Here is a 22,323-nt window from a genome sequence, read left to right on the forward strand (position 1 = left end):
GTGGAGTCAAAAAAGGGAACAAAGAATTGAATGATTGGATTAACAGCGAGCTTGAAGCATTAGGGAAAGAGCAGTTTTTGCATAAACTTTATGATGAATACCTGAAGAAGGAATTTGGTCCCGAAATCAATCCGGATGATATTGTTGTAGAATAGCATTCGATGACTTCGCTCCAGCCTTCGCCAGCCACTCCCTTGCCTTCTCCGGACTCGGTTCGACGCCGATGCCCAGCTCGTAGCATACGGCTACTTGCTGTTCAGCCAAGGCAAAGCCCTGCTCAGCCGACTTTACATACCACTCCAATGCAGCCCTTTCATTCCGTTCCACACCGTAGCCGTTCTCATAACAGAAGCCCACATTATACTGCGCCTCGGCATGGCCCTGTTCCGCCGCGTAGGAGCAATACTCAAACGTCTTGCTATAGTCCTGTCCGACCCCTTGTCCAGTGAAATAGCACTCCCCAAGCGCGTTCAACGATTCGGGATCTTTCAAAGCTTCACCTCGTTTATAGGCTTCTATTGCCCTTTCGTCACTTTGCCCGATCCCCTTGCCGTGTCTATAGCAATGTCCAAGCTTACCGATCGCCCGGACATCGCCTGCTTTATCCACGGCTTCCTTGTAGTAAACGAATGCTTTCGCCATGTCCGATTCGACGCGAACGCCGAGCAGGGGGCTGTAGCCCGTTTCATAGGACAGGCCGATTTCATAGATCAATTCGAAGCATTGTCTTTCCTTGACTAAGAAGTCAGCAAACTTTAGAAGCCTTTGCCCGTCTTCGTTCGGGTATTTTAAAGCGTACAACGTTCTCATACTCTCCAGAGGACTCGGTTTCACGGAGGCGGTCCGGGCAAGCAAGCTTCTCAAGGGAGACAGCGGCTTGCATGTAAACCGGTAGGTGCGATTATCGAAGCCCTGTAAATAAGCCGCGGTCAGCAGCTCCTCCGCTTGATCCAAGTCCTGGGGAACCCCCATGCCCGACATGTATAGAAAGGCCAAGTTATGTAACGAATTTTTGTGTCTATTCTTGGCGGCCTGCTCATACCAGTACACCGCATTCGTAAAGTCCCGTTGAACGCCGTCCCCGTTGAGATAAAAGCCGCCCACATTGTACTGGGCGGGGCTAAATCCCTGTTCCGCCGCTTGCTTACACCAATAGAAAGCCTGAACGAAATCAGGCTGTTTCCCGTTCTTCCTGATGTAGGACAAGCCTATGGCATTTTGAGCCCGGCCCGTCTGCCGAGCCAAATTTCCGGACTTCTTGTACCAATTCCATGCACCGTAATAGTCTTCGCTATCATAAAAATGATCACCGATCTTCTCTATATAGGCGTCTTCTTCTTCACCGAGCCGCTCATGTTCTTCCGCTTGTTCATAATGCTCTGCCGCCAGCCGATAGTCCTCCGCGTCTACCGCGGCTCTTGCCAGATGACAGTAGCATCGGTGAAGACTCTCTTTCGTTGAATCCCCATATCCGTACTTTCTAGCTTCCTTATACATCGCTATGGCCTGTTCGATATTTCTGTTTTCCCACGCTTGTTCACCAAGCTTGATATAGCAGCGGTATAAATGATATTCGCCATCGTCATCACCCTGCTCCAAGGCTCTAAGATACCATTCGATCGCGGTCTCGTACTCGGGGTCGTCATTATAATCCTCTTCCCCGAAATAGTAATTGCCCAGCGCGACCATCGCTTTTCCGGCGCCTAAGTCAGCCGCTCGTTCGTACCATGCCAAACCGCGCTCAATCTCATAGTGATTGAAGCACTTCTCGGCCGCTTCCATATAGTGTTCCTCAGCCGAGGTCCTCGCGGACCAGACTTCAGCCGCCTTCACGTACCACTCGGCAGCGGCATGGTCGTCCATATTCACTCCCTTACCTTCAAAGTAACACTGCGCCAAAGCGATCATCGCATCTTCATGGTCCATTTCAGCCGCTTTTTCAAACATCGCTATAGCCTCGTCATAACTCTCTTCCTCGTCGTACTCTTTACCATACTGATAATAGGCGTCCGCCAACCATTCATAGGCTTTGTCGATCCCTTTGCTTAGTGCCTGTTGGTAATATTCAATCGCTTTCGCATAACTTTGCTCCACGCCATGTCCATACTCGCAGCATACGGCCAGGTTCAGCAAGCTCTTGTCATGGCCATGCTTGAGTGCCTTGGCGAAGTATTCAAAGGCCTTCCCTTTTTCCTGCACATCCCTGGATTTATAGAACTGCTCGGCGATCCAATAAGCGCCTTCGGCGCACTGGCTCCTAGCTTCCTCGTCGCCTAATTCCGCCGCCTTCTCAAACCAGTGTACAGCCCCATAGGCATTCTTCGGACAGCCCCTTCCCTCTTTATAGCAATAGCCCATATTCCGCATGGCTACCTTACTGCCATTGTTCGCGGCCTGCTCATACCAATAGAGCGCTTGACCGTGATCCTGTGTCACTCCATGACCATTCGCATATAAAACCGCCAGATTGTTTTGCGCTGCTGCTGAGCCCCGCTGTGCGGCTTTTTCGTAGTATTCGGCCGCTTGACGATAGCTTTGATTCACGCCAAGGCCGTTTGCATAACTGTGCGCCAAGTAAAACAGCGCCTCCTGATTCCCGTACAATAACGCCTTCTGGTAGTAATCAAAGGCCTGCTTCCGATCCTGCTCATCCGTTGATTTGCCGAGTCTTCTCCCCAGCTTAAACGCGATATCAGCACATTGCTTCTTTGCGTCCTCATCCCCAAGGCCGGCTGCCTTTTCAAACCAATATAAAGCTTGGACGTCATTTTGCTGAACGCCGGAGCCGTTCATCCATCTGTAGGCCAGATTGCTCATCCCGAACCGGTTGCCATTCTTCGCCGCCAGATCGAACCAATACACAGCCAGCTGATCGTTCCGGGTCACACCCTCCCCATTCGCATACAGCACGCCGAGATTGTTTTGAGCGCCGGAATGACCGGCCTTCGCCGCTTTTTCATAGCTTGGAACTACCGTGTTATATAATTTTAAAGCCTTCGCGTTCAGAGCCAACTCATAATAAAAATCCCCATACTCAAGCTTGGCCTGTCTGCAGCCGCGCTCCAGCGCCTTCGCAAACCAGCCTTGTGCCGCTTGAAGATTTTCCGCCCCATAGTGCCCGCGATCTCTATAGTAAACGGCTAAATAATAAGGAGCATCCTCATGGCCCAGCTCCGCAGCCTGTCTAAACCCATCCACCATGTCCCGGTTGTGATTTCTCGCGTTCCAAAGCCCGATCGCTTTGTTATACAGCTCGGATGCCGTAGGCTGGTAAACCACCGGACGAGGTGCAGGAGCCGGCTTCGGGACCGGGGGCTTCGATCTCTGCACAGGACTTTGCTGTACGGGCCTTTGCACGTAAGTCTGCCTGGGAGGAGCCGCCGGCGGCTTCGCGACCTGCTTTTTGTGCTTGGCGATAAAATCGGCAAACGTCGTCCGTGCCTCGACATTTCCCGGATAATGCAGGTTCACAAACTTGCTGACAAGCTCTCTCTCCGTGCCCCTGTATTTGCCGCGGTCCGTACCGGATCGAAAGCTTCCGTTCTTGTTCTGATTAAAGTTATAGGCCCGGATAATCGAGGATACCGTCCACTCCTCTATGCCGGTTAATGCCGACACCTTCTCCTGGGATTTATTCCCTACTATATACTCGTAAATGACCGATACATGCTGATCTCTGCTGTATGATTTGATTTTATGGAGCTCATCCGGATTAAAAGCCACCGTTCCCTCACCCTTTAGCCGTCTCGGAATAGGTAATCATTGCTCTTCTTGTTCGTCTTTGGTTAACTCCGCTCTTAACTCGGACAATTTCCCTTTAAATCTGCCGTTCACATCGTAGACATCCCAAAAGTTCCAGCCGTTCGCATTCTTTTGGGTAATCGCGGTGGCCGCTTTCGAGGGACTGTTAAACAGCTGATCGTGGAACTGAATCTGAACCGCATCGTCTTCCGGAAGCTTAATCAAGGCAGCCGTATAGTCTTTGCCTTTGAAGCTTGCCTTGAATTGATCGCTTAAAGACAGAATCCCCTTCTCCATCAGCTGCGACAGGGAAATATTGTAGCTTTTAATTTGCTCCGCCGTTGTTCTGGAAGCAGGCGCCTCACCTTTGACGGATACGTAAATCTCATCGAAAACATCCTTATATGCATTATAAATAGTCAGACAAAGATCTCTGTTCGGTTGGGCCATCACCTTTCCTCCTTTAATCGGTTTGCCTAGATTCGCCAGATATTGCAGGATCAAAAACTTATTCTCCGGGGTAAGTTCCGGATGCTGAAGGCACGGCTTAATCACATGATCGCAGAGCAACTGATAATTGATCTGAATAAACTTGCTGGAGGAAGGCGCCTTGGCCTCGTCCGGGGATAAATAGATCATCAGATCGTATTCAAAATTGCCGGTCGATTGCTGGAGATAGTGATAGTACCTCTCGGTCTGATCCTTCGATTCGTTCGCTTTAATTTTATTTTCAATCGTAATTCTCAGCACATCGTTCGTTCCGATGATGTCCAGCCTAAGCTTATCCTCTCCGCTTCTGTCCGCATATTCGGTTTGGAACAGCATTTCGCTGAGCTTGAGCTTTTCCTCGTCCACAATGGCGGCTAAATCCAGTACGACCACCGCCTCCTCATGAAACACGCCGTAACGGCTGACCATAAATAAAAAACGCTGCAGCGGAAAGGTGCCTAAGCCCAGGCTGGACCCGGGATCGATGAGCCATTTCACAAAGGCGCTGTGCCACATTTCGGTATGAGAGGCCGCGATAATTTCGAACAGGTTGCTCTTGGATTGAAGCGATTTTAGTTTGAGAAAATTGGGGTCCTGCAGCAGCTCGTTTATTCGGGTTTCCAATGTATGAGTCTCCAACGTCTATCCTCCCTAGAGATACTTAAACGATCCATTCGCACCGTTCCCGAGTTCAATCCGGTATTTTCTTTACCGTGACACCCTTGCCTTCGAGTTCCTGCCACAGCGATTCATACCGCTGCAGCACCGAATCGCTGACATAGCTCACATCGACAAATCGCAGGGTGTTCATCTGAAGCAGCGGTGAATAATCTTCGACCCGGGTCCAGTTGAGGTTGATGTACGCCAGATCCGGAAGCTGAGCCAGCTCGGAGATATTCGTGATCGGATTCAAGGAGATATCCAGCCGCTTGAGCTGCTGAAGACGGCCGATCCCGTCCAGCCTCGTCAGACTGTTGTTGTATATGATCAAGTCCGTTAAGGCGGTCAATTGCACGATCGGGCCTAAATCCGTAAGGTCATTGCCTGAGACATCGAGCAATTCCAGCTGTGTCTGCAGACCGATATGCTCCAGCTGGAGGTCGCTGCAATAGCTCATATACAGCTCCTTGACCCTTAAAGGCGCGGATGGAGGGTACGGGATATCGCTTTTGGAAAGGAGCAGGGTATCCAAATGCTTCAGCTGTTCGATTGGATTCGTATCCTCGATGCCCGTGAACGATACATCCAGCACTCGAATATTCGGAATGTACTTTAAATCCTCGATATCGCTCAGCATCGGGCACGATAGATCCAGCTCCGTAATCCGGTTAAGCTCCTGCTGTCGGATCGGCTCCGTGACTTTGCCCAGCACGATACGCAAAATGATTTCAAAGCACATATCCGCAAAGGTTACCGCATCCGTCCACACTACTGGAGCATCCGGCTTCGCTTGCCGAGCAGCCTTTATTCTTTTTTTCTTGGGATGAAGCCTGTCGTAAATATGTGTAAAAATCTCATCGAAGTGCTGCTCGGCAAAGTCCCCCTTGCCCATACGCTCCGCCAGACTTAGGATGGGGCCTCTATAGCTTAGATGCAGCAGCTGAAATTCACCGATGGAAAAGTAACCGCCGCCCATACCGGGTACGCTGAACGTATGCATGGCCTCCTGCCCAGTTTCAAAGGAAGCCTCCCCTCCCGACTCCGCACCCTCCATGTCAGGAGCATCCTGCGCATCGGAAGCATCACGATGCCGGAACTTTTTCAAGACCATTTCATAGGCCAAATTGATTTTCTTGGCAATTTCGGTGCTGTTGATTTCGGTGCTGATATCGGGATGGTATTTTTTCATCAGCGTGCGATACGCTTTTTGTACGGTTTTCTCGTCGGCATCCGGCAAGACGCTCAGCACTACATAAGGATCATTAATATACATCTTACACCTTCATCCTGGGTTGAAATTTTCTGAGCCTTTTCTATATTCTACCTTACTAATGAGTCTAGTGAAATGGGATGGACCCAAAAAATGGCGTCATCCTAGTTCTTCCTGCCTACAACGGGTGCTTCAAACGACAAATCCGATTCTGCTGCCTGTCGCATGCTGTTCGCGCAAGACCGCCGCTTCCGCTCTGAATAACTCAGCTGCCGCCTGTTCGACATCGGATAACGTCAATGTTCTCAGGTCCTGAGCCTCCCGCTCCGCCATATAGCTGACGGCCGACTTAAATAGCTTACGCATGAGTCTGCCGTTCCCCGTATTCCCGGGGCCGAGCTCTTTCATCTTCTCAATAAACTCCTCCACCCTTTCCTTCACGAGGGGAGCATCCGCCAGAACATACTCCTCCTTCGTCACAAAGTAATTGAAAATCCCCCACATTTGCTCATGCGTATAATCCTCAAAGGCAATGATGTTGGTTAGCCTTGAACGCAAGCCCGGATTCGCTTCTTGTATAAAATGCTTCATTTTATCCGTGTAGCCGGCAAAAATAACAAGGGTATCCGGATTGTTCTCCATCTGCCTGATAATCTCCGACAGGGCCTCGTCGGAAAAGCCATCCTTCTGTCCCTCACTCATAAGGCTATAGGCTTCATCTATAAAAATAGTTCCACCCTTCGCTTTTCCGAATAAACCTGCTACGGTGGGGGCTGTCCAGCCGACATACTTCCCGACGAGATCTTTACGGCTCACTTCGACAAATTGGTTGTTATTGAGCACCTCTTCCTCACAGAGCATTTGGCCGAAGATGCGGGCTGTCGTCGTTTTGGCCGTGCCGGGGCTGCCCATGAATACGGCCGCCATGTGGGTTACCGACGTCTTCAGGCCGCTGGCACTGCGCTGCTTATCGAACTTCATCCGCTTTACGACCCGGACTAATTGAGCCTTCACGTCGTCCAGCCCAATCATTTGATCCAGCAGTGCTGCGGCACCGGATGGCTTCAAAGCAGCGGAAGCCTTCTTGTGCGTTTCGCCAATGATAAACACCTTGTCGAAATCAGCCTTGGTTAATGTTTTCGAGCGGCTCTTCTTCTTTTTAATTGCTTTGCGGACCAAGATTTCCATATCCTGATAGCTGGCAAAGCTGTGGCCGCGGTAGCTTTTGAGGAGCTCAATCAGCTTGACGCGGTCCACCGTCTTCGATAGGCTGTACCCTTGTTCCCTGGCGCATTCGGCAATCACACCCTGTAAATAAACGCTCGAAGGAGAGGCAATCCGGCAGCTCTCAAAGTCCAATTCAAACCGCAGCGTTTTCTCAAAGTTGTCAATCGTTTCCGTATCCGTTGGAAGATCCTCTTCCGGAAAAAAACTCGATTCCTCCATGATGTAAATGATAAACCGGCCCACATGCTTAAAGGCCTCCGTCGGTTTCACAAAGCTCATGGGCCCCTCGGTAACCACTAGAGGATACTTTCCCTCAAACCAGTAGGGCTTTTTAGTCTTACTCTCCTCCCCCCAACTGGGCTGATAGGGATGGAAGCCGAAGCCGCCGGCCATCGGCGGCGATTGATTGTAAGCGTTGCTTAATTCCCGGGAAGTGATGACCGGAAGGCTCGTTAGGTTCTCCTCCTTGTAGAGGATGGAATAAACCTCATGCGGTACGTTCCCCTTCGGTTCACCGTCATACGGCTCCTCGCCGGAAGGGTAGTCCGCATCCGTCTCGGCGCCGTCATCCTCCTCTTGCTCAGCCACATTGAGCTGATGTCCTGACTGCAGTTCAAACTTCTTAAACAAGTAGGCTGCTGCCAAAATTCCATCCTCGCGGTACTTGCATTTGACCAGCACTCCCCCTGCCCCCGACAAATCCAGCTCGTCAATCACGGCCAGATGCGACGCAGCTTTGAAGTCGGCTTTTAGCTCCTTATACGTTAACTCCGGCAGCGGAAGGTACTGCATGATCTCTCCGGTCTGTAAACTATGGGAACGAGTCCTTGCGCTAATCAGCTTGAGCATTTGAAGTCCTCCTTAAGGATACACCGTGATTTCGGCAATAAATTGATGGGGCTTGGAAAGGACCGAGGCGATGAACTCCCATTCATACGAAGCGTCTGCCGGAAGCATGGCTTCAATGGTGTCAGCCAAGTCCGTGATCACGATCAGCGAGCTTTCGGGATGTCCTGTGATCGTGACTTGAACGCTGCGGGCCTGCCATTGGCGCATGAAGGATTCCTTATCCTCGAGTAGAGGACCGGTCAGCCGGCCTTCCTGAACCAGAAATTGAAAAGGGATGCGATGCTGGATCACGGTAACTCCTCCTTAATTCGTCATCTTCTTTGATGAAGCAGCTTGTACGTCTTTCGTGTTCTGTAAAACAAGTATAGGTCATGCCGGCCGGCCGAAACGGGGTCCCCGAAATCCCCGCTTCCCCCGTTTTACGCGAGCAGCTTCGCAATTTTAAGACTAAGCGAGGACACGGTATCGTAGGCGTAGTGAATGGTTTTCATATAGCCATCCGCTTCGTAGGTTTTGATATAAGATCGTTCGATATGATCCACACGGACTTCCGGGCTCCCTGCGTTCAGCTGCTCCATAATCGATGAGATGGCTTCCTCCATCGCGTCATACAGATGGATGACCACCTCATCGTCCATAGGCCCCATGGAAAGGACATAGATCCTGTTCTCCAGGGGGGCTTCCACAATACGAAAAGCCGTATCTCCATAATCGGAATGTAAGATGACCGTTTCCTGCTTCCTTGTGACGATATAGCGGTCGTAATCCGCGTTCTCAGCTATACGCTCCCATGTCGTTTCAGCATGGATGGTATTCATCTCTTCAAGAAAGCCCTCGATCATCTCGTACAACGGAGTAACCTTAATGTCCATTCGGAATAAGGCCCCCTTCTGAATCAGGCGTAGCTGTAGATCTGAAGACCTACGCTATGACGAGCCAGTCTTGTAACCTGCTCCGCGGTGAACAGATGGAGTTGCTTATCCCGCTCCGATTCCAGGATACGGATCGCAACGGTACCGTTCTCCAGGCTCTTCATGAGCCTCTCACGGTTTGTCGACAACTGCTCCATCTCCTCGCAGCCGAGTCCGCAGAAGTCCAGCTGTACCTCGAGCTTCTCACAGAGATCGTAAGTCAGCTCCTTCAAGACCTCGTGAAATTGCTTGCCCATACGATAGGTCCCGTTCCCCGAGCATTGGAGCGCATGGGATTTGACCAGCGCCGATAGCGCCCAACGAATGCGCTTTTCGAATGACTTGTTCGCCCTTTCCACGCCGACCTGCAGCCACTTCGCTTTATTCTCGCAAAGAATCACGAGCAGGTTTCTTGCCGCTATGCCTGAGCTTTGGTAATCCGGGTCGTCAAATATCGAGCTTAGTATCAGGTACTGGATCTGTTGGGACACGCACTTCGAACTGGACATGAGAATCAGCCTCCTTGGAATCGTGGGTTGCCAGCACCAGCGGCGGGTGGCAGCTCAAGGTTCTTTATTACTGCCCTCCGCTGAAGTGCCGCATGCTTTCGATAGGTTTAGTATACGGCTTGAACACGGCCTGTAACGCGATCCCCGCAATCCCCGTTTTCCCCGATTTCACCGCAGAAGGGAACAAAAAAAACCAACCGTTCCCCGAGGGAAGCGGTTGGTTTGCGTTTGTTTTAGCCTAGGACAGCAGCTTGGCTATTTTGTCGCTAATCGAGGACAAGGTGTCATAGGAATAACGCTCGGTATGGGTTACTCCATCGGCCAATTCGTACGTTTTCGTATACGTTCTTTCCAAGTGATCAAGCGCATAATCATGATTTGAATGGATAAACTCCATAATCGCGGAAATGGCCTCCTCCATCCGTTCGTAGGTCACCACTTCGACCTCATCGTCCATAGGCCCCAGCGAGATCACATATACATTATTTTCAACAGGGGCTTCAAAGACGGTAAACACCATATCCCCATAATCCGAGTTGAACCGAAAGGTCGTCTGTTTCTTCATCACGATAAAGCGGTCATATTCCGCATGGTCGGCTATATGTTCCCAGGTCGATTCCGCATGGAACATATTCATCTCATCGAGAAAGGTCTCCATAAGCTCATTCAGCTTCACTACCCTGATGTCCAAGAACGTCGTCCTCCCTTCCCCTGCCTTAGTGGAATGGTGCATGATAGCTGCATGGGCTGCAGCCTTCCCGGCCGCTTGAGCGGCTGAGTTCTCTTCCGCAGGTTCCAGGTTCACCGTCCCTTCCGGGGGCAAGGCAGCCGGAGCGTCCTTTTCCTTCACGACGGGATGAGTAAGGTTGTAATTTGCCACAAACTCTTGGATCGTGGTTAAGTAAAGCTGCAGGTCTCTTTGTATGCTATCGCTTATCGTCTTAAGGCTCGGCTCGGCGCCTAGCCCTTCGGAGAGCATCGAACAATAATGGACAAACTGGTTATAGCATTTCCTTTGAGGCGGTTCCATGCCGCAAAAATCCTTCAGCTGCAGTTTTTTCAGGTCTCTGAGCTTTCGCGGCAAATCCTCGGGGAGATCGAAATCATCGTAGATGCGATCCCACACATTAGGCTTCTCCTTCTTCTCTCTCTCCTCTAAAATCGCTTTTCCCGCTCGAATGGTCTCCGAGATGACCCAGTCCTTCAATTTCGTTCTGTTTTTGACCATCGTGAGGATGATCTGGTACGGCTTCTGATCTTCTCTCATGCCTGGAGGGCCTCCTTCAAGGGCTTGCTGATGTTGGTACAAAAAAGCATATTAGGTGCAAAAGCGGGGCACCTAATATGCTTACTTCGATCTCCGGGACCAGCTGACTCTTCCTCAATGCTGAGCCGTATTTAGCCTTTCTTCATGCACGTCTTATCAAAATGCCCAATTGCCCTGTTTAAATACGGGCTCCTCTGTACCGTCGGCCGTCACACCGAAAATATCCATTTCCCCCGAACCGATCATAAAATCGACATGGGTAATACTCGTATTGAGCCCCTTTTCCTTCAGCTCATCCTGTGACATCTTTTTTCCGTCCTTCAAGCAGAAAGCGTAGGCGCTTCCGATAGCCAAATGATTAGAAGCATTTTCGTCGAAAAGTGTGTTGTAATAAAGGATGTTGGACTCTGAAATCGGAGACCGGTGGGGAACCAGCGCAACTTCGCCCAAGTAATGCGAGCCTTCATCCATCTCGACCAAGCCTTTCAGTGTTTCTTCACCCTGCGCGGCGGTTACATTGACAATACGCCCGTTCTCAAATGTAAGCGTGAATTCATCAATCAGATGGCCTCCGTAGCTTAAGGGCTTCGTGCTGGATACTGTACCGTTGACCCCGCCGGCTAACGGCGCGGTGAACACTTCCTCGGTAGGCATGTTCGCGACAAAAGCATTCCCCCGCTCGTCGATGCTGTCGGCAGCTACCCAAATATGGCCCTCGGGGAGCTCAATGGTCAGGTCTGTGCCGGGAGCGAGATAATGCAGCTTTTTATACTTCTTGGCATTGAGATAGTCCGATTTCCGGTTCAAGTTGCTGATATGCTCCTCCCACGCTTTGACCGGATCAGGCTGATCAACCCGCACCGTCCGGAAAATCGCCTCCCACAGCTTGCTAACCTGTTCTTCCTCCGGCAGCCCGGGGAATACCTTCGCAGCCCAACTTTTCGAAGGAGCCGCAATGACGCACCAGCTGAACTTGTCGGACTGCACATACTGCCGGTACTTAGCCATCGCTTTACCGTATGTTTTCTGATAGTTGACGATCCGCTCCTGGGCCACGCCTTTTAGCAGATCCGGATCCGACGATACGATACTGATAACCGCCGCGCCCTTCTCGACAAGCTCCAGCATTTCCCCGGCATACCATTTCGGCTCCTCCAGGAACGATTCATCTGCCGCCATATCATACCGCAAACGGGATACCGTATCGTCGGTCCAATTCACTTTGACCAAATAAGCGCCTGATTCGTAAGCTTTTTTTACAATCAAGCGAACCAGTTCGGCAGAATCAATCGTACCGTTTACGACCAGCGTCTGTCCTTTCTGAATATTGACACCGATCTTGACGACTAGCTCGGCATACTTGCTTAATAATTGTTGAAATTCAGACATTGTCATCCCTCCAAGGTTCTATGTATTTCTTATTATTGTATAGCAAACGCGACGGAAAGCAAAAAATGGACGGTCGACCGCCGCCTATGATCACTTCTGGCCGTACACCAGCAGGAAAATCATAAAATATAGGCAGTATAAAACTCAGCTGACGAGTTCTATACTGCCTTTTTTAATCATTGCCTCATAACCATTTGAATATTTTGTAACAGAGCAGTTGCTTCATCAGTTAAACCCCGGAAAATCGGAAAGCTCGGACGAGCGGATAAAAAATACAATGAGAGATAATAGGCCAAGAAGTACGATCGGGAACGTTTGCTTGAACGAATCCTTGACTCGTACGTGAACCAAGATTCCCCCAATGGCCGTAACACCAAGCCAAAGCGCGCCCGCGGCCGCCCAACTGGATTCCCAAAAGCCGATAATCAATGCCGCAGCACCGACGAATTCAACGATACCGGTAACAACTCGGAACCATTGCGGCAACCGCCAATGTTTAAAGCCCTCAACATGCATCTTGGAACCTGTTATTTTCCCCAATCCTGCCATTAAAAACGCTAGAGCCAGCAATCCTTGCAAAACGAATGCCAAAATATCCATCTGATCACTCCTTCTTTTTTATTATATGCAATCAATTAAGGCACATATAACATTAAGTTTCCCCATGCTTCACCCCGTAGTATGAACTAATTGCTAATTGCAGGCGATCTTCTAACATATTCAGCGGTTGCCGCTTGATCCAGCATAAATTGAGCAATGCTAGCTCTTGATATTTACTCCATCGCTCAATTCGGTGTTCATTACCTTTCCTTTTGGACCCAGTAAACTGATGACGGCATCAACTCCAGTTACAGCACGTTCGATTTCTGTCCGATTAGACAGGTCACCCTTGATTATGTCCAATCTTTCGTGTGTAAGGTGGCTGAGCTTTTCTATACTTCTGGCAAATGCAACAACCGCATGCCCCGCTTCAAGTGCCTGTTTAATTAACTCCATTCCTAAAGGGCCGGTTGATCCAAAAACGGTTATCTTCATTCTCTTGCTCCTTCGTTTATTTGTGCTTATAAGAGGCACATTATATTTAAAAATAAAAGAGCAGCCGAAACTGCAACTCAATTAAGCACATTATAGTTGGATTATAATGGTTTGACTAGTACCTTGCAGAAAAAATATTACATCACGAAAAATTCGACGCGATTCATTACATCCGCAATCGTATATTGACGCAAGTATTCAATCGTTCGCTGTTCGGCTTCATGGAGAATTTTTTCCAGTTCAACGTCGAGTTGTTCACCGGCTTCTCCGCAATTAACATCAGGCTCCACGAACCCCGTACTAACTGCACTGTAGATCTCACCTAACGTAATTTGATCTGCTGGTCTCCGTAAGATATACCCTCCCTCTCGGCCACCCCTTGACTCAACGATACCTGCTGTCGCTAACGCATGCATGACTCTGCGCATAAAAGTTGCGTGCGAATCAACCTGGTTTGCGATCATGGCACTCGATAATACGCTGCCGCTTTTAGCTAACCAGACGATCGAGTGAACTGCTATTTTAAAACGGGGAGGCCCAATGTTAACTCCGCGGTTTGCTGTACTCATTTAATATCACTCCTTAGAACAGCTGTATAAGCTCTAAATGCAACTGTATTAAGCACATCATAGAACAAGATATTTGTATGTGCAAGTGAGCGTCATGAAGTGACAGATGAAAGAATCCGCTTCATAAACTTCAGCATCATTTCTTCCAACGAGTAATCGCCATTGTTGACGCACCATCCAAGTACGATTCCCCTGACAATGACCAGCAAATAATCAGCCATTTCCTCTTCACTCATTTTAGTTGTGAGTTCTATTTTGGAAACCCCTGGCGTGTATGAAGAGCTTAGAAATGATCTATCACTCATTCCAAACGCAGTAGAAGAAGCACTGCGATATCGCGCTCCAGCTCCGATCTTGCAACGGGTCGTGAAAGAGGATGTTGAGATCCGGGGCAAACACCTGCAAAAGGGACAACCTCTAATTGTTTTCGTAGGATCCGCAAATCGGGACGAGAACAAATTTGATCGCGCTGATGTATTTGACATTCACCGTCATCCGAATCATCATGTAGCATTTGGACACGGGAATCATTTTTGTTTGGGTGCTCCCTTAGCCCGGCTCGAAGCTGAAATTGCCTTAACCGAATTGATCAAAAAATACGCTTCACTCTCGTTACCGGAAAACTTTACTGTAGATGCGATCGAAAACAGTGCCGTATACGGACTGAGAAGTTTTCCAATCCTCTTGGCTCCATAATCAGATCGGGCAACGACAGCCGATGAGACGTTAAAAGGATCGATTGGCAGCGTAATCTAACCACAAAACTGAAAATGTTGTATAATGATCGATATAGATCATATGATATGTATCACAAGACACACATGGACTCAAGGAGTACGAGATGGCACCTAAATCAAAGTTCAAGAAGGACCAAATCATCGATGCAGCTTTTGAAATCGCAAGAACAGAAGGCATTGATCGCATTACGATCAGGAAGGTGGCTGAGAAGCTGGGGAGTTCCATCGCTCCCATCTATGTCAATTTTAAAGAGGTAGACGAACTGATCCAAGAGGTTATCAAAAAGACCTTTGCTATTAGCAAACAGCTGTTGATGGAACAAAATACAGGGCATCCGTTTCATGATATAGGAGTCGCCAGTCTGCGGTTCGCCAAGGAGTATAGTGTCCTGTTTCGAGACCTGGTCATGAAGAAAAATGAGTACATGAACGATCATGATCATGAAATGGGCATGCTTGTGGAGCTGATGAAACAAGACCCCCATCTCGAAGGCCTCACAGACGGGGAACTGATGACCATTTTATTAAAAATGAAAATTTTCCAGACAGGTCTTTCCGTCATGGTGGCCAATGGATTGCTGCCGGACGATTTTGATGAGGAAAAGATGATTCACCTATTAAATAGCACGGCCATGGATATCATTGACGCTGCTCAAATGCGTAAGGCAGGGAATTTGGAAGGACAAAATTAGGGTGAAAAAACAGGAGGATCGACATGAAAGACAAAATCGTTATAATTACAGGAGCAAATTCGGGAATAGGTAAAGCGGCAGCACTAAAGTTTGCGACAGAAGGATATCGTGTTATCATGGCTTGCCGCAATATGGAGATGAGTAGAGCCGCACAAAAAGAAATCACTGAAGTTTCAAACCATACTCACGTAGATCTGATGGAGCTTGATGTTTCTTCTTTCGATTCTATTCGTACATTTTGCTCAGCTTTTAAAGCCAAATACCCGCGCTTGGACATTCTGATCCATAACGCCGCCTACTTAAGCCATGGTGAAAAAGAGTATAAACTTAGCCCCGAGCATATCGAATTGACTTTTGCTACGAACACATTCGGTCCTTTTTTGATGACTCGTTTATTGGCAGATCATCTCGAAAAATCGCAAGACCCGAGAATCCTTCATGCTTGCACCACAAACATCAAACATTTCTTCGACCCGAAAAGGAAAATCGACTTCGATAATCTGCGCGGCGAATTCCGCGACACGCGGCCTTATAGCGTTTATAAAATGTACGGTGATTCGAAAATGGCGCTATTGATGCTAACCTTCAAAATGGCAGAAGAATTTAAAAGCCAGGGGATCAAAGTCAATGCCCTTCAAATTAACCGGGTAAAACTATCAAAAGAGACGATTAAAAAAATGCGTTCCTTTTGGAAAGTACTTGCTTGGGCCCAAAATCTGACTAATCCTTTACCGTCAGGCATGGCCGATAGCTATTTTCACATTTGCACCTCGGATGAATTTAAGAATGTTACCGGCCAGCTTATTAACCATAAGAGAGAGATTGTTCAGCCATCACCAAACGAAACAGGCATCGCACAATTGAAGAACATATTCGGATCAGGGAGTTATCCCAGCTATGCGACTGATGCTCAAAATGTCGGAAAAATATGGAAGTTGAGCACTACGCTGACTGAAGGTTAATTTTTCGGAAGGGATGCCCGGGAAGGGTTGCTTTAATGGCTTTTCACTAACAACTCCACCGCTTGTTTAACCATTTTGCTTGTATCTCTTCCGGCTTCCTTTTCCTCCATAATACATTGCTCCAAATTCACCGCTACAATGTAAGCAATCGCTTTATCCGCAGCGCTTCTAACGGCGGAGATTTGGCTCACGACATCCTTGCAGTCTTGATCCTCCTCCATCATTTTCAAGACACCGCGAATTTGACCTTCTATACGTTTTAATCTTTTCTTTACATCATCATCGTATTTCATATTAAATCCTTCCTTTCGATTGATACCGGTATAGGTTATTATTGCCGATATGGGTAACGAAAACAACCAGGAAGGAAGGATAATTTACTACTAAATAAACAAATTCACTTTCGCATCGGCAGCATCACCTAAATAAGCCGCTACACCCGCATATTCAACACCTTCTAAAAGCTCTTCCTTCTTCTGCAAGCCGAGCAAGTCCATGGTCATGGTACAAGCCGCTAATGTAACGCCTTGCTCTTGCACCAATTCGATTAATTGGGGTAAAGTCAAGGCATTATGTTTTTTCATGACGTGCTTGATCATTTTCGGACCTATGCCGCCGAAATTCATCTTAGATCGTCCAAGTTTGTCTGTGCTGCGCGGCATCATTTTAGCGAACATGTTCTCCAGAAATCCCTTTTTCACCAAAACGTCTTCATCCTTTCGAAGTGCATTCAGCCCCCAAAAGGTACAGAAAATCGTTACTTCGTGGTCATACGCGGCGGCTCCATTTGCAATAATGAATGCCGCGATAGCTTTATCCAATTCCCCGCTAAAAAGAACAATCGTTGTTTTTTCTTTTTGTTCTCCCATGAATTCCATCCCCATTTTGTTTTAATGAACGAAGACTACCATATTCCGGTTGCTTCTCCTTAGACAAATGATAACCAGGCATACCATCCATTAGATGAGCATCAAGAATCTTAATAGGCCTTGGTTGATCCCCTATAAACTCAGAAAATGCATCGGCATCTATATATTTCAGCCCTCTAGCATGTCTAATTCTAATTCATTGAAATAAATAAACGATTAATAATGACAATATTAAGAAGATTGTCACTTTCGATCCTCCTCCATCCAACCCCCATGCGGTATATAATTGAATTTCTATCCTTATTGATCTTCTTCTTTTTCGACTTCATAAGCCCATTGCGACATACCAGGGGTTACATTTCTAACACTTTTGAATCCTTTTTCGGTTAACCTTTGGCATGCTATATCACTCCGGTGTCCGGTACGGCAAACCACATAATACTCACCGCTTGGATCAAGCTGGCTTATCTTCTCCTCAAGCTCTCCCATAGTGGGCAGGAAGCACGATTAAATCTTCCGATAGTTGCTTATAACGCTCATACAGGCTTGTCCTGAGGTCAGCAACCCAATCCTCCGCTTTGCCAGCCAAATCAGGGCGACCAATGGACTTTACGAATAGAATATCCCCGGACAGTAAATATTGATTGTCAACAATTAAAGATGTACTTCCAATGGTATGGCCGGGAGAATATTGGAACACAACTTCAGCTGCATCTTTAGGCGGGAGCCAATAAAATCCCCGGTTTTTTCGGCTAATTGTCGACCACCAGAGATATGGTCAGCGTGAAGATGCGTATCGATGGTGTGGTTGATTGTAACGTTATTTTCTTTTGCAAAGCTTGCAAAAACTTCAGTCATCCGAACGGCATCAATCACAGCAACTTCACCATTGGATATGACCATGTAAGACAGGCATCCTTTGCCGATTCGTACAAATTGATAGATTTCTCCTCCATCTTTCAGATCCCCAACTTTGACCGGTTCCAGATGTTCACTCCAAGACTTCATACCGCCAAGGAGATAAGCGATGTTTTGTTTACCTTGTTCAAGCAATTGCTCCGCTACAAATATTGAGGAACCTTCCTTCGCACAAACAACCAGAACTTCTTGATCATCCGGAATTTTATCAAGAACGGCATCAACACCCTCAAGCAGTTCAAAGTAAGGCATATTGATTACTTGAACTTGTTTACCTTCTATTTTCCAATCCTTAAAGTTCTTTCATTACGAACATCTAAAATAAAAATGCGCTCATGGTTCAAAACTTTATTAGCCAATTCTGCCGAGCTCATTCCACGCAATTGCACATCATTCATCTGATTTCCCTCCGGTATTCAAAATTCAAATAAAATTGAAATCCATGAATGAGCTCAAGAAGCCGATGACGAAGATGGTAATGAACCATGTCATATCCCATAGGGCTCTTCCCCTTCAAATACCCATAGGGGTATATAAAAGAGTAAAAAAAATCCCGACTTAAACCAAGTTTTTGTACGGAGACATGTATTGGATTTGAAGTTAGCCCCTCTTATTCTACATATACCCATATAGGTATGTAAACACCTATAATAAACATTTTCTCATTCGTCAACTTTTAAATTACTTTAGCAGTTCCGCATTTGTCTTTAAGAAAAGTTGTAATAATCATAAAGAGCAGATCATCATACATGATCTGCCCGAATCTATTTTCACCGCGTAGCCTTTAGTTCCTGTACATCTGTCACGTCTGAAACCACCGTTCCAAACGGGTGGGGACCATATCGATACGGCCGCGCTGTGGCCGGCAATGGACGGACAACATTATACGCGGGATCCTTTCGTTGCCTTATAAGCACCGAAATAACTTCTTTAAGAGCCGCCCATAGACTTGGGGCTGCCGCTGGACAGTCAGACTTCATCTCTTTATGTAGGGCTGGCAGTGCATGATACGGTACCATTGGAAACATATGATGCTCGATGTGATAGTTCATGTTCCAATAAAGGAAACGAATAATTGGGTTGGTATAGAAGGTACGACAGTTCAAACGATGATCAAGAACATCTTCATTAAGACCCAAGTGTTGCGTAAGAACAAATAACCAACCAAGCCAAGAGCCGTAAAAAAACCGGCAAGCCGATAAACATGGCCGGCAGTATGCTTCGCATGTAAACGCACGAAAGGATCACAGCCAAACAGGCGAGTATAAAAACACGCGCTTCCCAGTACACTTTTTTGTGCTCTGAGGAAGGAATATATTTTTCTTCCTCTTCGTTCATCTTACCAAAGAAATGTATCATAGTCCTGTTAAAATCTTTTACGACGACAAACATCCGGAAAAATTCAATCAAAATAATTTTCCATACGGGAGGCCGTTCGGTGACAATTTCAGGGTCACTTCCTACAATGATGGTATCGGTATGGTGACGAGTGTGACTCCATCGCCAAACCGTAGCAGGCCGGAGAATCATAAAGGATGTAATTTGATAAAGGGCTTCATTCATCCAAGGCGTCTTAAATGGTGTTCCGTGTCCGGATTCGTGCTGTCGGGAATCACCGCATGTACCCCAGAGAACGCCGTAAACTGCGAATGCCGGAACCGCCCACCATGTCCCCCATGCGCGGTACGCTATAACACCCGTGATTAGGAGTGCAGCGAACCAGATGATGGTATCTCTTAAGCCCCGAAATTGGATTTGAGTCTAATCCACTTAACAGTGTAAGCTAGAAGCAGAACCAATGGAGGGGATTTTTAATGCAACGGAGAAGGTTCACATTGGAGTTCAAACAACAGATCATTCAGGAAGCAAAAGAAGTTGGAAATGCTTCACAGGTTGCACGCAGACATAACCTTAATCCTAAGGTGTTATACCGGTGGATGAATGAGGCGGATCATACCGATTGGCAACAGACCGAACCGTCAGCCAAGACCATAAAAGCGTATGTTCCTTCCCCACAAGAGTTTCGTTCTCTCGAAGGAGAGAATAAGCAACTGAAGGAATTGCTTGGTGAAAAAGATCTGGAGATCGCTGTACTACGTGGTTTGCTAAAAAAGCAGAACCCAGCTTATCGGACAAAATTAAAATAGCCGACAAATGGATTAAGCTGGGACATGCGGCTAAACGCATTTTACAGATCGTCGGTGATGAGCAGATCTGCGAGTGGCTGTGTGAGCTCGTCAGTGGCGATGAAACCGATGTATATGGTTATCGTAAGCTCACGATCTTTTTACGACGAGAGTACGGGCTTCATTAACAAAAAGAAGGTCTATCGTCTGTTGAAGGTTATGAACCTTCTGCAGCCGCAGCGGCGCAAACGCAACGCATTCCCCCGCAGGCTGGCAAACAATCGAGAGATTACGGCATCGAATCAACTCTGGGAAATGGACGTCAAGTACGGCTGCATCGCAGGAGAACATCGGTTCTTCTTCCTACTCTGCGTGTTGGATGTTTGTGACCGAGAGATTATCGATTTTCACTTCGGACTCTCCTGCGAAGGAAAACACGCAGCAGCTCTTGTACAGCGTGGCCTGTGGAAATGACAGTTGTTTCAAACTCAAGAACGTCCTGTCGTTCGAACAGATAATGGGCCGCAGTTTATTAGCCATGTCTTTGAAGAAGCTTGTCTGAAGCACGAAACGATCCACGAGCGTATTCCACCTAGAACGCCGAATAAGAACGCTCACATTGAATCTATTCATAGCGTGCTCGAATCAGAGTGTCTGCAGAAGCATGAGTTTACGACCTACCAGGAGGCTTACAGTGTCGTTACAGCTTATATTGAGTTTTATAATAAGCGTCGTATGCATGGGAGTCTGAACGATCTTGCGCCTGAGCAGTTCCGTAAGGCGGTTGCAACAGGACAAGAATGTCCAAAAATTATAAAAGTCTAAGCATTTTGGAGCAATTCTAAGCAAGAAGCATGTTAAGTGACCTTGACTCAATAATTCGGTTGTTTAGCCGCCTAAGGAAGTTTCGAAAAACGTATCCGTCAATTGAAGTAATTATGACCCAACTTAATACAGGGTTACTTATAAAGTCCTTAGCCAATAAGGACATCGATGTAGGCTTTACCATTTCCCATAACCTGCAACAATTCGCTACCCTTACTTGGGAAACATTTAGTACAGTAAAGATCATCGTTTGTCAACCAATGACAAAATCCCCCTATCTTCCTTAACGGACGAACCTTTTGTAATCATGTCACGAAAAGAAGTGCCAGAGGGGTATGATTATATTATCAAATTATGTGCAAAAGAAGGATTTTCTCCAAAGATTTCCTTCGAAGTAGATCGTATGGAAACATTATTTGTTTTGGTCGAATCTGGTATGGGAATATCCATCCTTCCTCAATGTGTCAGTTGCTTTGAATGTGATAACCACAGAATGATAAAAATCGAAGATCAAAACATAACATATGACTGGGTGATTGCCTGGGGAAAAGAATATACGAATCCTTCCCTACAGATTTTTTTAGATGAATTTAGAGGACAAATCTCGCGTAGTGAAGGTTTACGTTTGATGACACCCGGTTTTCGATATAAAAGATGATGCTCGCCTTAGGTGAAAAAACCTTTTTTATCTGCTTGATTTTCAATAAATCATAAATCGCATAATCGCGTGGCAGATAGTTATAGAGGTGATATAAGTTCGTTTATGTGTTATGAGCACAAAAATATGAAAGCTGACCCCGGTTTCTCAACCGGGGTCAGCTGGTTTCCTGTCTCTCACCTCTTCGCCTTATAAAACTCATGATACAACTTCATCAGCGCCCTCTTCTCAATTCGCGAAACGTACGAACGGCTGATCCCCAGCTCCTTCGCAATTTCCCGCTGTGTCCGCTCCTCGCCGCCATGCTCCAGCCCGAACCGGCCGACGACAACCTCCCGCTCCCGCTCATCCAGGATATCGAGGTTGCGGTATATTTTGCTCTTCTCAATCTTCAGCTCTACCTTATCCGCGACATCGTCGGCCTCCGAGCCGAGAATGTCGATCAGCGTAATCTCATTTCCCTCCTTGTCCGTTCCTATGGGGTCATGAAGGGATACATCCTTCTTTGTTTTCTTCAGGGATCGTAAATGCATCAGGATTTCGTTTTCGATACAACGAGCTGCGAATGTAGCCAACTTCGTTCCTTTGTTCGGCGAGAACGACTCGATCGCTTTGATTAACCCGATCGTACCGATCGAGATCAAATCCTCCAAATCTTCCCCCGTATTATCGAATTTTTT

General features: G+C 47.3%; 23 protein-coding genes and 4 pseudogenes. 8 read left to right on the forward strand and 19 right to left on the reverse strand.

The features are described 5' to 3' along the window. Positions 1-26: 26 nt before the first annotated feature. Positions 27-155 carry a hypothetical protein gene (locus tag PVA01S_RS27540; protein ID WP_258313411.1) on the forward strand — a complete coding sequence of 43 codons (129 nt, stop codon included), beginning with the start codon at positions 27-29 and terminating at the stop codon, positions 153-155. On the opposite strand, the gene PVA01S_RS21240 is transcribed toward PVA01S_RS27540, so the two are convergent. The 13 genes from PVA01S_RS21240 to PVA01S_RS27545 all read right to left on the reverse strand — a co-directional run bounded on the left by PVA01S_RS21240 (position 127) and on the right by PVA01S_RS27545 (position 14,077). Further along, entirely contained in the window at positions 127-3,723 is a 3,597-nt protein-coding gene (locus tag PVA01S_RS21240) for a tetratricopeptide repeat protein (RefSeq protein ID WP_127609352.1), read from the reverse strand. The genes PVA01S_RS27540 and PVA01S_RS21240 overlap by 29 nt on opposite strands. A gap of 36 nt (positions 3,724-3,759) precedes the next feature. Then, a complete protein-coding gene (locus tag PVA01S_RS21245) occupies positions 3,760-4,869 on the reverse strand; it encodes a PD-(D/E)XK nuclease family protein (RefSeq protein WP_127609354.1) in 1,110 nt (369 codons plus the stop codon). 52 nt (positions 4,870-4,921) lie between these two features. After that, entirely contained in the window at positions 4,922-6,163 is a 1,242-nt protein-coding gene (locus PVA01S_RS21250) for a DnaJ domain-containing protein (RefSeq protein WP_127609356.1), read from the reverse strand. A gap of 129 nt (positions 6,164-6,292) precedes the next feature. After that, positions 6,293-8,176, reverse strand: a complete 1,884-nt coding sequence (locus tag PVA01S_RS21255) for an ATP-binding protein (RefSeq protein WP_127609358.1) — start codon at positions 8,174-8,176, stop codon at positions 6,293-6,295. A 12-nt stretch (positions 8,177-8,188) separates the two neighbouring features. After that, a complete protein-coding gene (locus PVA01S_RS21260) occupies positions 8,189-8,467 on the reverse strand; it encodes a hypothetical protein (RefSeq protein WP_054795622.1) in 279 nt (92 codons plus the stop codon). Between the two features lie 128 nt (positions 8,468-8,595). Next, on the reverse strand, positions 8,596-9,048 hold the full coding sequence (locus tag PVA01S_RS21265; RefSeq protein WP_127609360.1) for a hypothetical protein: 453 nt from the start codon (positions 9,046-9,048) through the stop codon (positions 8,596-8,598). A gap of 23 nt (positions 9,049-9,071) precedes the next feature. After that, complete coding sequence (locus PVA01S_RS21270; protein WP_127609362.1) at positions 9,072-9,596, reverse strand: hypothetical protein; 525 nt, start codon at positions 9,594-9,596, stop codon at positions 9,072-9,074. A gap of 238 nt (positions 9,597-9,834) precedes the next feature. Further along, positions 9,835-10,863, reverse strand: a complete 1,029-nt coding sequence (locus tag PVA01S_RS21275) for a hypothetical protein (RefSeq protein ID WP_127609363.1) — start codon at positions 10,861-10,863, stop codon at positions 9,835-9,837. A gap of 156 nt (positions 10,864-11,019) precedes the next feature. After that, on the reverse strand, positions 11,020-12,252 hold the full coding sequence (locus tag PVA01S_RS21280; RefSeq protein ID WP_127609365.1) for an aminopeptidase: 1,233 nt from the start codon (positions 12,250-12,252) through the stop codon (positions 11,020-11,022). Between the two features lie 225 nt (positions 12,253-12,477). After that, complete coding sequence (locus tag PVA01S_RS21285) at positions 12,478-12,852, reverse strand: DoxX family protein (RefSeq protein WP_127609367.1); 375 nt, start codon at positions 12,850-12,852, stop codon at positions 12,478-12,480. 159 nt (positions 12,853-13,011) lie between these two features. After that, the gene (locus tag PVA01S_RS21290; protein ID WP_127609369.1) at positions 13,012-13,287 is read right to left on the reverse strand and encodes an NAD(P)-dependent oxidoreductase; all 276 of its coding nucleotides are present in this window, start codon (positions 13,285-13,287) and stop codon (positions 13,012-13,014) included. Between the two features lie 137 nt (positions 13,288-13,424). Next, positions 13,425-13,856 carry an RrF2 family transcriptional regulator gene (locus PVA01S_RS21295; RefSeq protein ID WP_127609371.1) on the reverse strand — a complete coding sequence of 144 codons (432 nt, stop codon included), beginning with the start codon at positions 13,854-13,856 and terminating at the stop codon, positions 13,425-13,427. A gap of 92 nt (positions 13,857-13,948) precedes the next feature. Beyond that, positions 13,949-14,077 carry a hypothetical protein gene (locus PVA01S_RS27545; RefSeq protein ID WP_280531827.1) on the reverse strand — a complete coding sequence of 43 codons (129 nt, stop codon included), beginning with the start codon at positions 14,075-14,077 and terminating at the stop codon, positions 13,949-13,951. 28 nt (positions 14,078-14,105) lie between these two features. On the opposite strand from PVA01S_RS27545, the pseudogene PVA01S_RS21300 reads away from it, so the two are divergent. The 3 genes and pseudogenes from PVA01S_RS21300 to PVA01S_RS21310 all read left to right on the forward strand — a co-directional run. Then, positions 14,106-14,552: pseudogene (locus tag PVA01S_RS21300) on the forward strand (cytochrome P450); the annotation flags it as partial. Between the two features lie 145 nt (positions 14,553-14,697). Then, positions 14,698-15,285 (forward strand): TetR/AcrR family transcriptional regulator, encoded by a 588-nt coding sequence (locus PVA01S_RS21305; RefSeq protein WP_127609375.1) that lies wholly within the window; start codon positions 14,698-14,700, stop codon positions 15,283-15,285. A gap of 23 nt (positions 15,286-15,308) precedes the next feature. Then, entirely contained in the window at positions 15,309-16,247 is a 939-nt protein-coding gene (locus PVA01S_RS21310) for an SDR family NAD(P)-dependent oxidoreductase (RefSeq protein WP_127609377.1), read from the forward strand. Positions 16,248-16,279: 32 nt separating this feature from the next. Here PVA01S_RS21310 and PVA01S_RS21315 read toward each other — a convergent pair whose 3' ends face one another. From PVA01S_RS21315 to PVA01S_RS27785, 5 genes and pseudogenes are all read right to left on the reverse strand, one after another. After that, a complete protein-coding gene (locus PVA01S_RS21315) occupies positions 16,280-16,540 on the reverse strand; it encodes a metal-sensitive transcriptional regulator (RefSeq protein ID WP_054795618.1) in 261 nt (86 codons plus the stop codon). Between the two features lie 90 nt (positions 16,541-16,630). Next, the gene (locus PVA01S_RS21320) at positions 16,631-17,116 is read right to left on the reverse strand and encodes a DsrE/DsrF/DrsH-like family protein (RefSeq protein ID WP_127609379.1); all 486 of its coding nucleotides are present in this window, start codon (positions 17,114-17,116) and stop codon (positions 16,631-16,633) included. Positions 17,117-17,416: 300 nt separating this feature from the next. After that, positions 17,417-17,605 carry a rhodanese-like domain-containing protein gene (locus PVA01S_RS21325; protein WP_127609381.1) on the reverse strand — a complete coding sequence of 63 codons (189 nt, stop codon included), beginning with the start codon at positions 17,603-17,605 and terminating at the stop codon, positions 17,417-17,419. Beyond that, positions 17,598-18,408: pseudogene (locus tag PVA01S_RS21330) on the reverse strand (MBL fold metallo-hydrolase); the annotation flags it as partial. The pseudogene PVA01S_RS21330 and the gene PVA01S_RS21325, both read right to left, overlap by 8 nt. Positions 18,409-18,804: 396 nt before the next feature. Then, positions 18,805-19,789, reverse strand: a pseudogene (locus tag PVA01S_RS27785) (fatty acid desaturase). A 59-nt stretch (positions 19,790-19,848) separates the two neighbouring features. Between PVA01S_RS27785 and PVA01S_RS21340 the strand changes: the two are divergent. The 4 genes and pseudogenes from PVA01S_RS21340 (at position 19,849) to PVA01S_RS21360 (ending at position 21,643) form a co-directional block, all read left to right on the forward strand. After that, the gene (locus PVA01S_RS21340; protein WP_127609383.1) at positions 19,849-20,181 is read left to right on the forward strand and encodes a transposase; all 333 of its coding nucleotides are present in this window, start codon (positions 19,849-19,851) and stop codon (positions 20,179-20,181) included. Between the two features lie 93 nt (positions 20,182-20,274). After that, the gene (locus PVA01S_RS21345; RefSeq protein ID WP_127609385.1) at positions 20,275-20,634 is read left to right on the forward strand and encodes a hypothetical protein; all 360 of its coding nucleotides are present in this window, start codon (positions 20,275-20,277) and stop codon (positions 20,632-20,634) included. 3 nt (positions 20,635-20,637) lie between these two features. Further along, complete coding sequence (locus PVA01S_RS21350; protein WP_127609387.1) at positions 20,638-20,985, forward strand: integrase core domain-containing protein; 348 nt, start codon at positions 20,638-20,640, stop codon at positions 20,983-20,985. Positions 20,986-21,098: 113 nt separating this feature from the next. Further along, positions 21,099-21,643: pseudogene (locus tag PVA01S_RS21360) on the forward strand (LysR family substrate-binding domain-containing protein). Positions 21,644-21,819: 176 nt separating this feature from the next. Here the strand turns inward: PVA01S_RS21360 and sigK are convergent. After that, positions 21,820-22,323 (reverse strand): RNA polymerase sporulation sigma factor SigK (gene sigK / locus PVA01S_RS21365; protein WP_127609393.1); only part of this gene is annotated, 504 nt, incomplete at its 5' end.

The organism is Paenibacillus validus NBRC 15382 (genome assembly GCF_004000985.1).
Classification (GTDB): domain Bacteria; phylum Bacillota; class Bacilli; order Paenibacillales; family NBRC-103111; genus Paenibacillus_G; species Paenibacillus_G validus.

Excerpts from the sequence above, each read along its gene's own strand:
- PVA01S_RS21250 (WP_127609356.1), bottom strand. The coding sequence starts at position 6,163 with ATGTATATTAATGATCCTTATGTAGTGCTGAGCGTCTTGCCGGATGCC.
- PVA01S_RS21255 (WP_127609358.1), bottom strand. The coding sequence starts at position 8,176 with ATGCTCAAGCTGATTAGCGCAAGGACTCGTTCCCATAGTTTACAGACC.
- PVA01S_RS21265 (WP_127609360.1), bottom strand. The coding sequence starts at position 9,048 with ATGGACATTAAGGTTACTCCGTTGTACGAGATGATCGAGGGCTTTCTT.
- PVA01S_RS21270 (WP_127609362.1), bottom strand. The coding sequence starts at position 9,596 with ATGTCCAGTTCGAAGTGCGTGTCCCAACAGATCCAGTACCTGATACTA.
- PVA01S_RS21275 (WP_127609363.1), bottom strand. The coding sequence starts at position 10,863 with ATGAGAGAAGATCAGAAGCCGTACCAGATCATCCTCACGATGGTCAAA.
- PVA01S_RS21280 (WP_127609365.1), bottom strand. The coding sequence starts at position 12,252 with ATGTCTGAATTTCAACAATTATTAAGCAAGTATGCCGAGCTAGTCGTC.
- PVA01S_RS21285 (WP_127609367.1), bottom strand. The coding sequence starts at position 12,852 with ATGGATATTTTGGCATTCGTTTTGCAAGGATTGCTGGCTCTAGCGTTT.
- PVA01S_RS21290 (WP_127609369.1), bottom strand. The coding sequence starts at position 13,287 with ATGAAGATAACCGTTTTTGGATCAACCGGCCCTTTAGGAATGGAGTTA.
- PVA01S_RS21295 (WP_127609371.1), bottom strand. The coding sequence starts at position 13,856 with ATGAGTACAGCAAACCGCGGAGTTAACATTGGGCCTCCCCGTTTTAAA.
- PVA01S_RS27545 (WP_280531827.1), bottom strand. The coding sequence starts at position 14,077 with ATGGCTGATTATTTGCTGGTCATTGTCAGGGGAATCGTACTTGGATGG.
- PVA01S_RS21305 (WP_127609375.1), top strand. The coding sequence starts at position 14,698 with ATGGCACCTAAATCAAAGTTCAAGAAGGACCAAATCATCGATGCAGCT.
- PVA01S_RS21310 (WP_127609377.1), top strand. The coding sequence starts at position 15,309 with ATGAAAGACAAAATCGTTATAATTACAGGAGCAAATTCGGGAATAGGT.
- PVA01S_RS21315 (WP_054795618.1), bottom strand. The coding sequence starts at position 16,540 with ATGAAATACGATGATGATGTAAAGAAAAGATTAAAACGTATAGAAGGT.
- PVA01S_RS21320 (WP_127609379.1), bottom strand. The coding sequence starts at position 17,116 with ATGGGAGAACAAAAAGAAAAAACAACGATTGTTCTTTTTAGCGGGGAA.
- PVA01S_RS21325 (WP_127609381.1), bottom strand. The coding sequence starts at position 17,605 with ATGGGAGAGCTTGAGGAGAAGATAAGCCAGCTTGATCCAAGCGGTGAG.
- PVA01S_RS21340 (WP_127609383.1), top strand. The coding sequence starts at position 19,849 with ATGCAACGGAGAAGGTTCACATTGGAGTTCAAACAACAGATCATTCAG.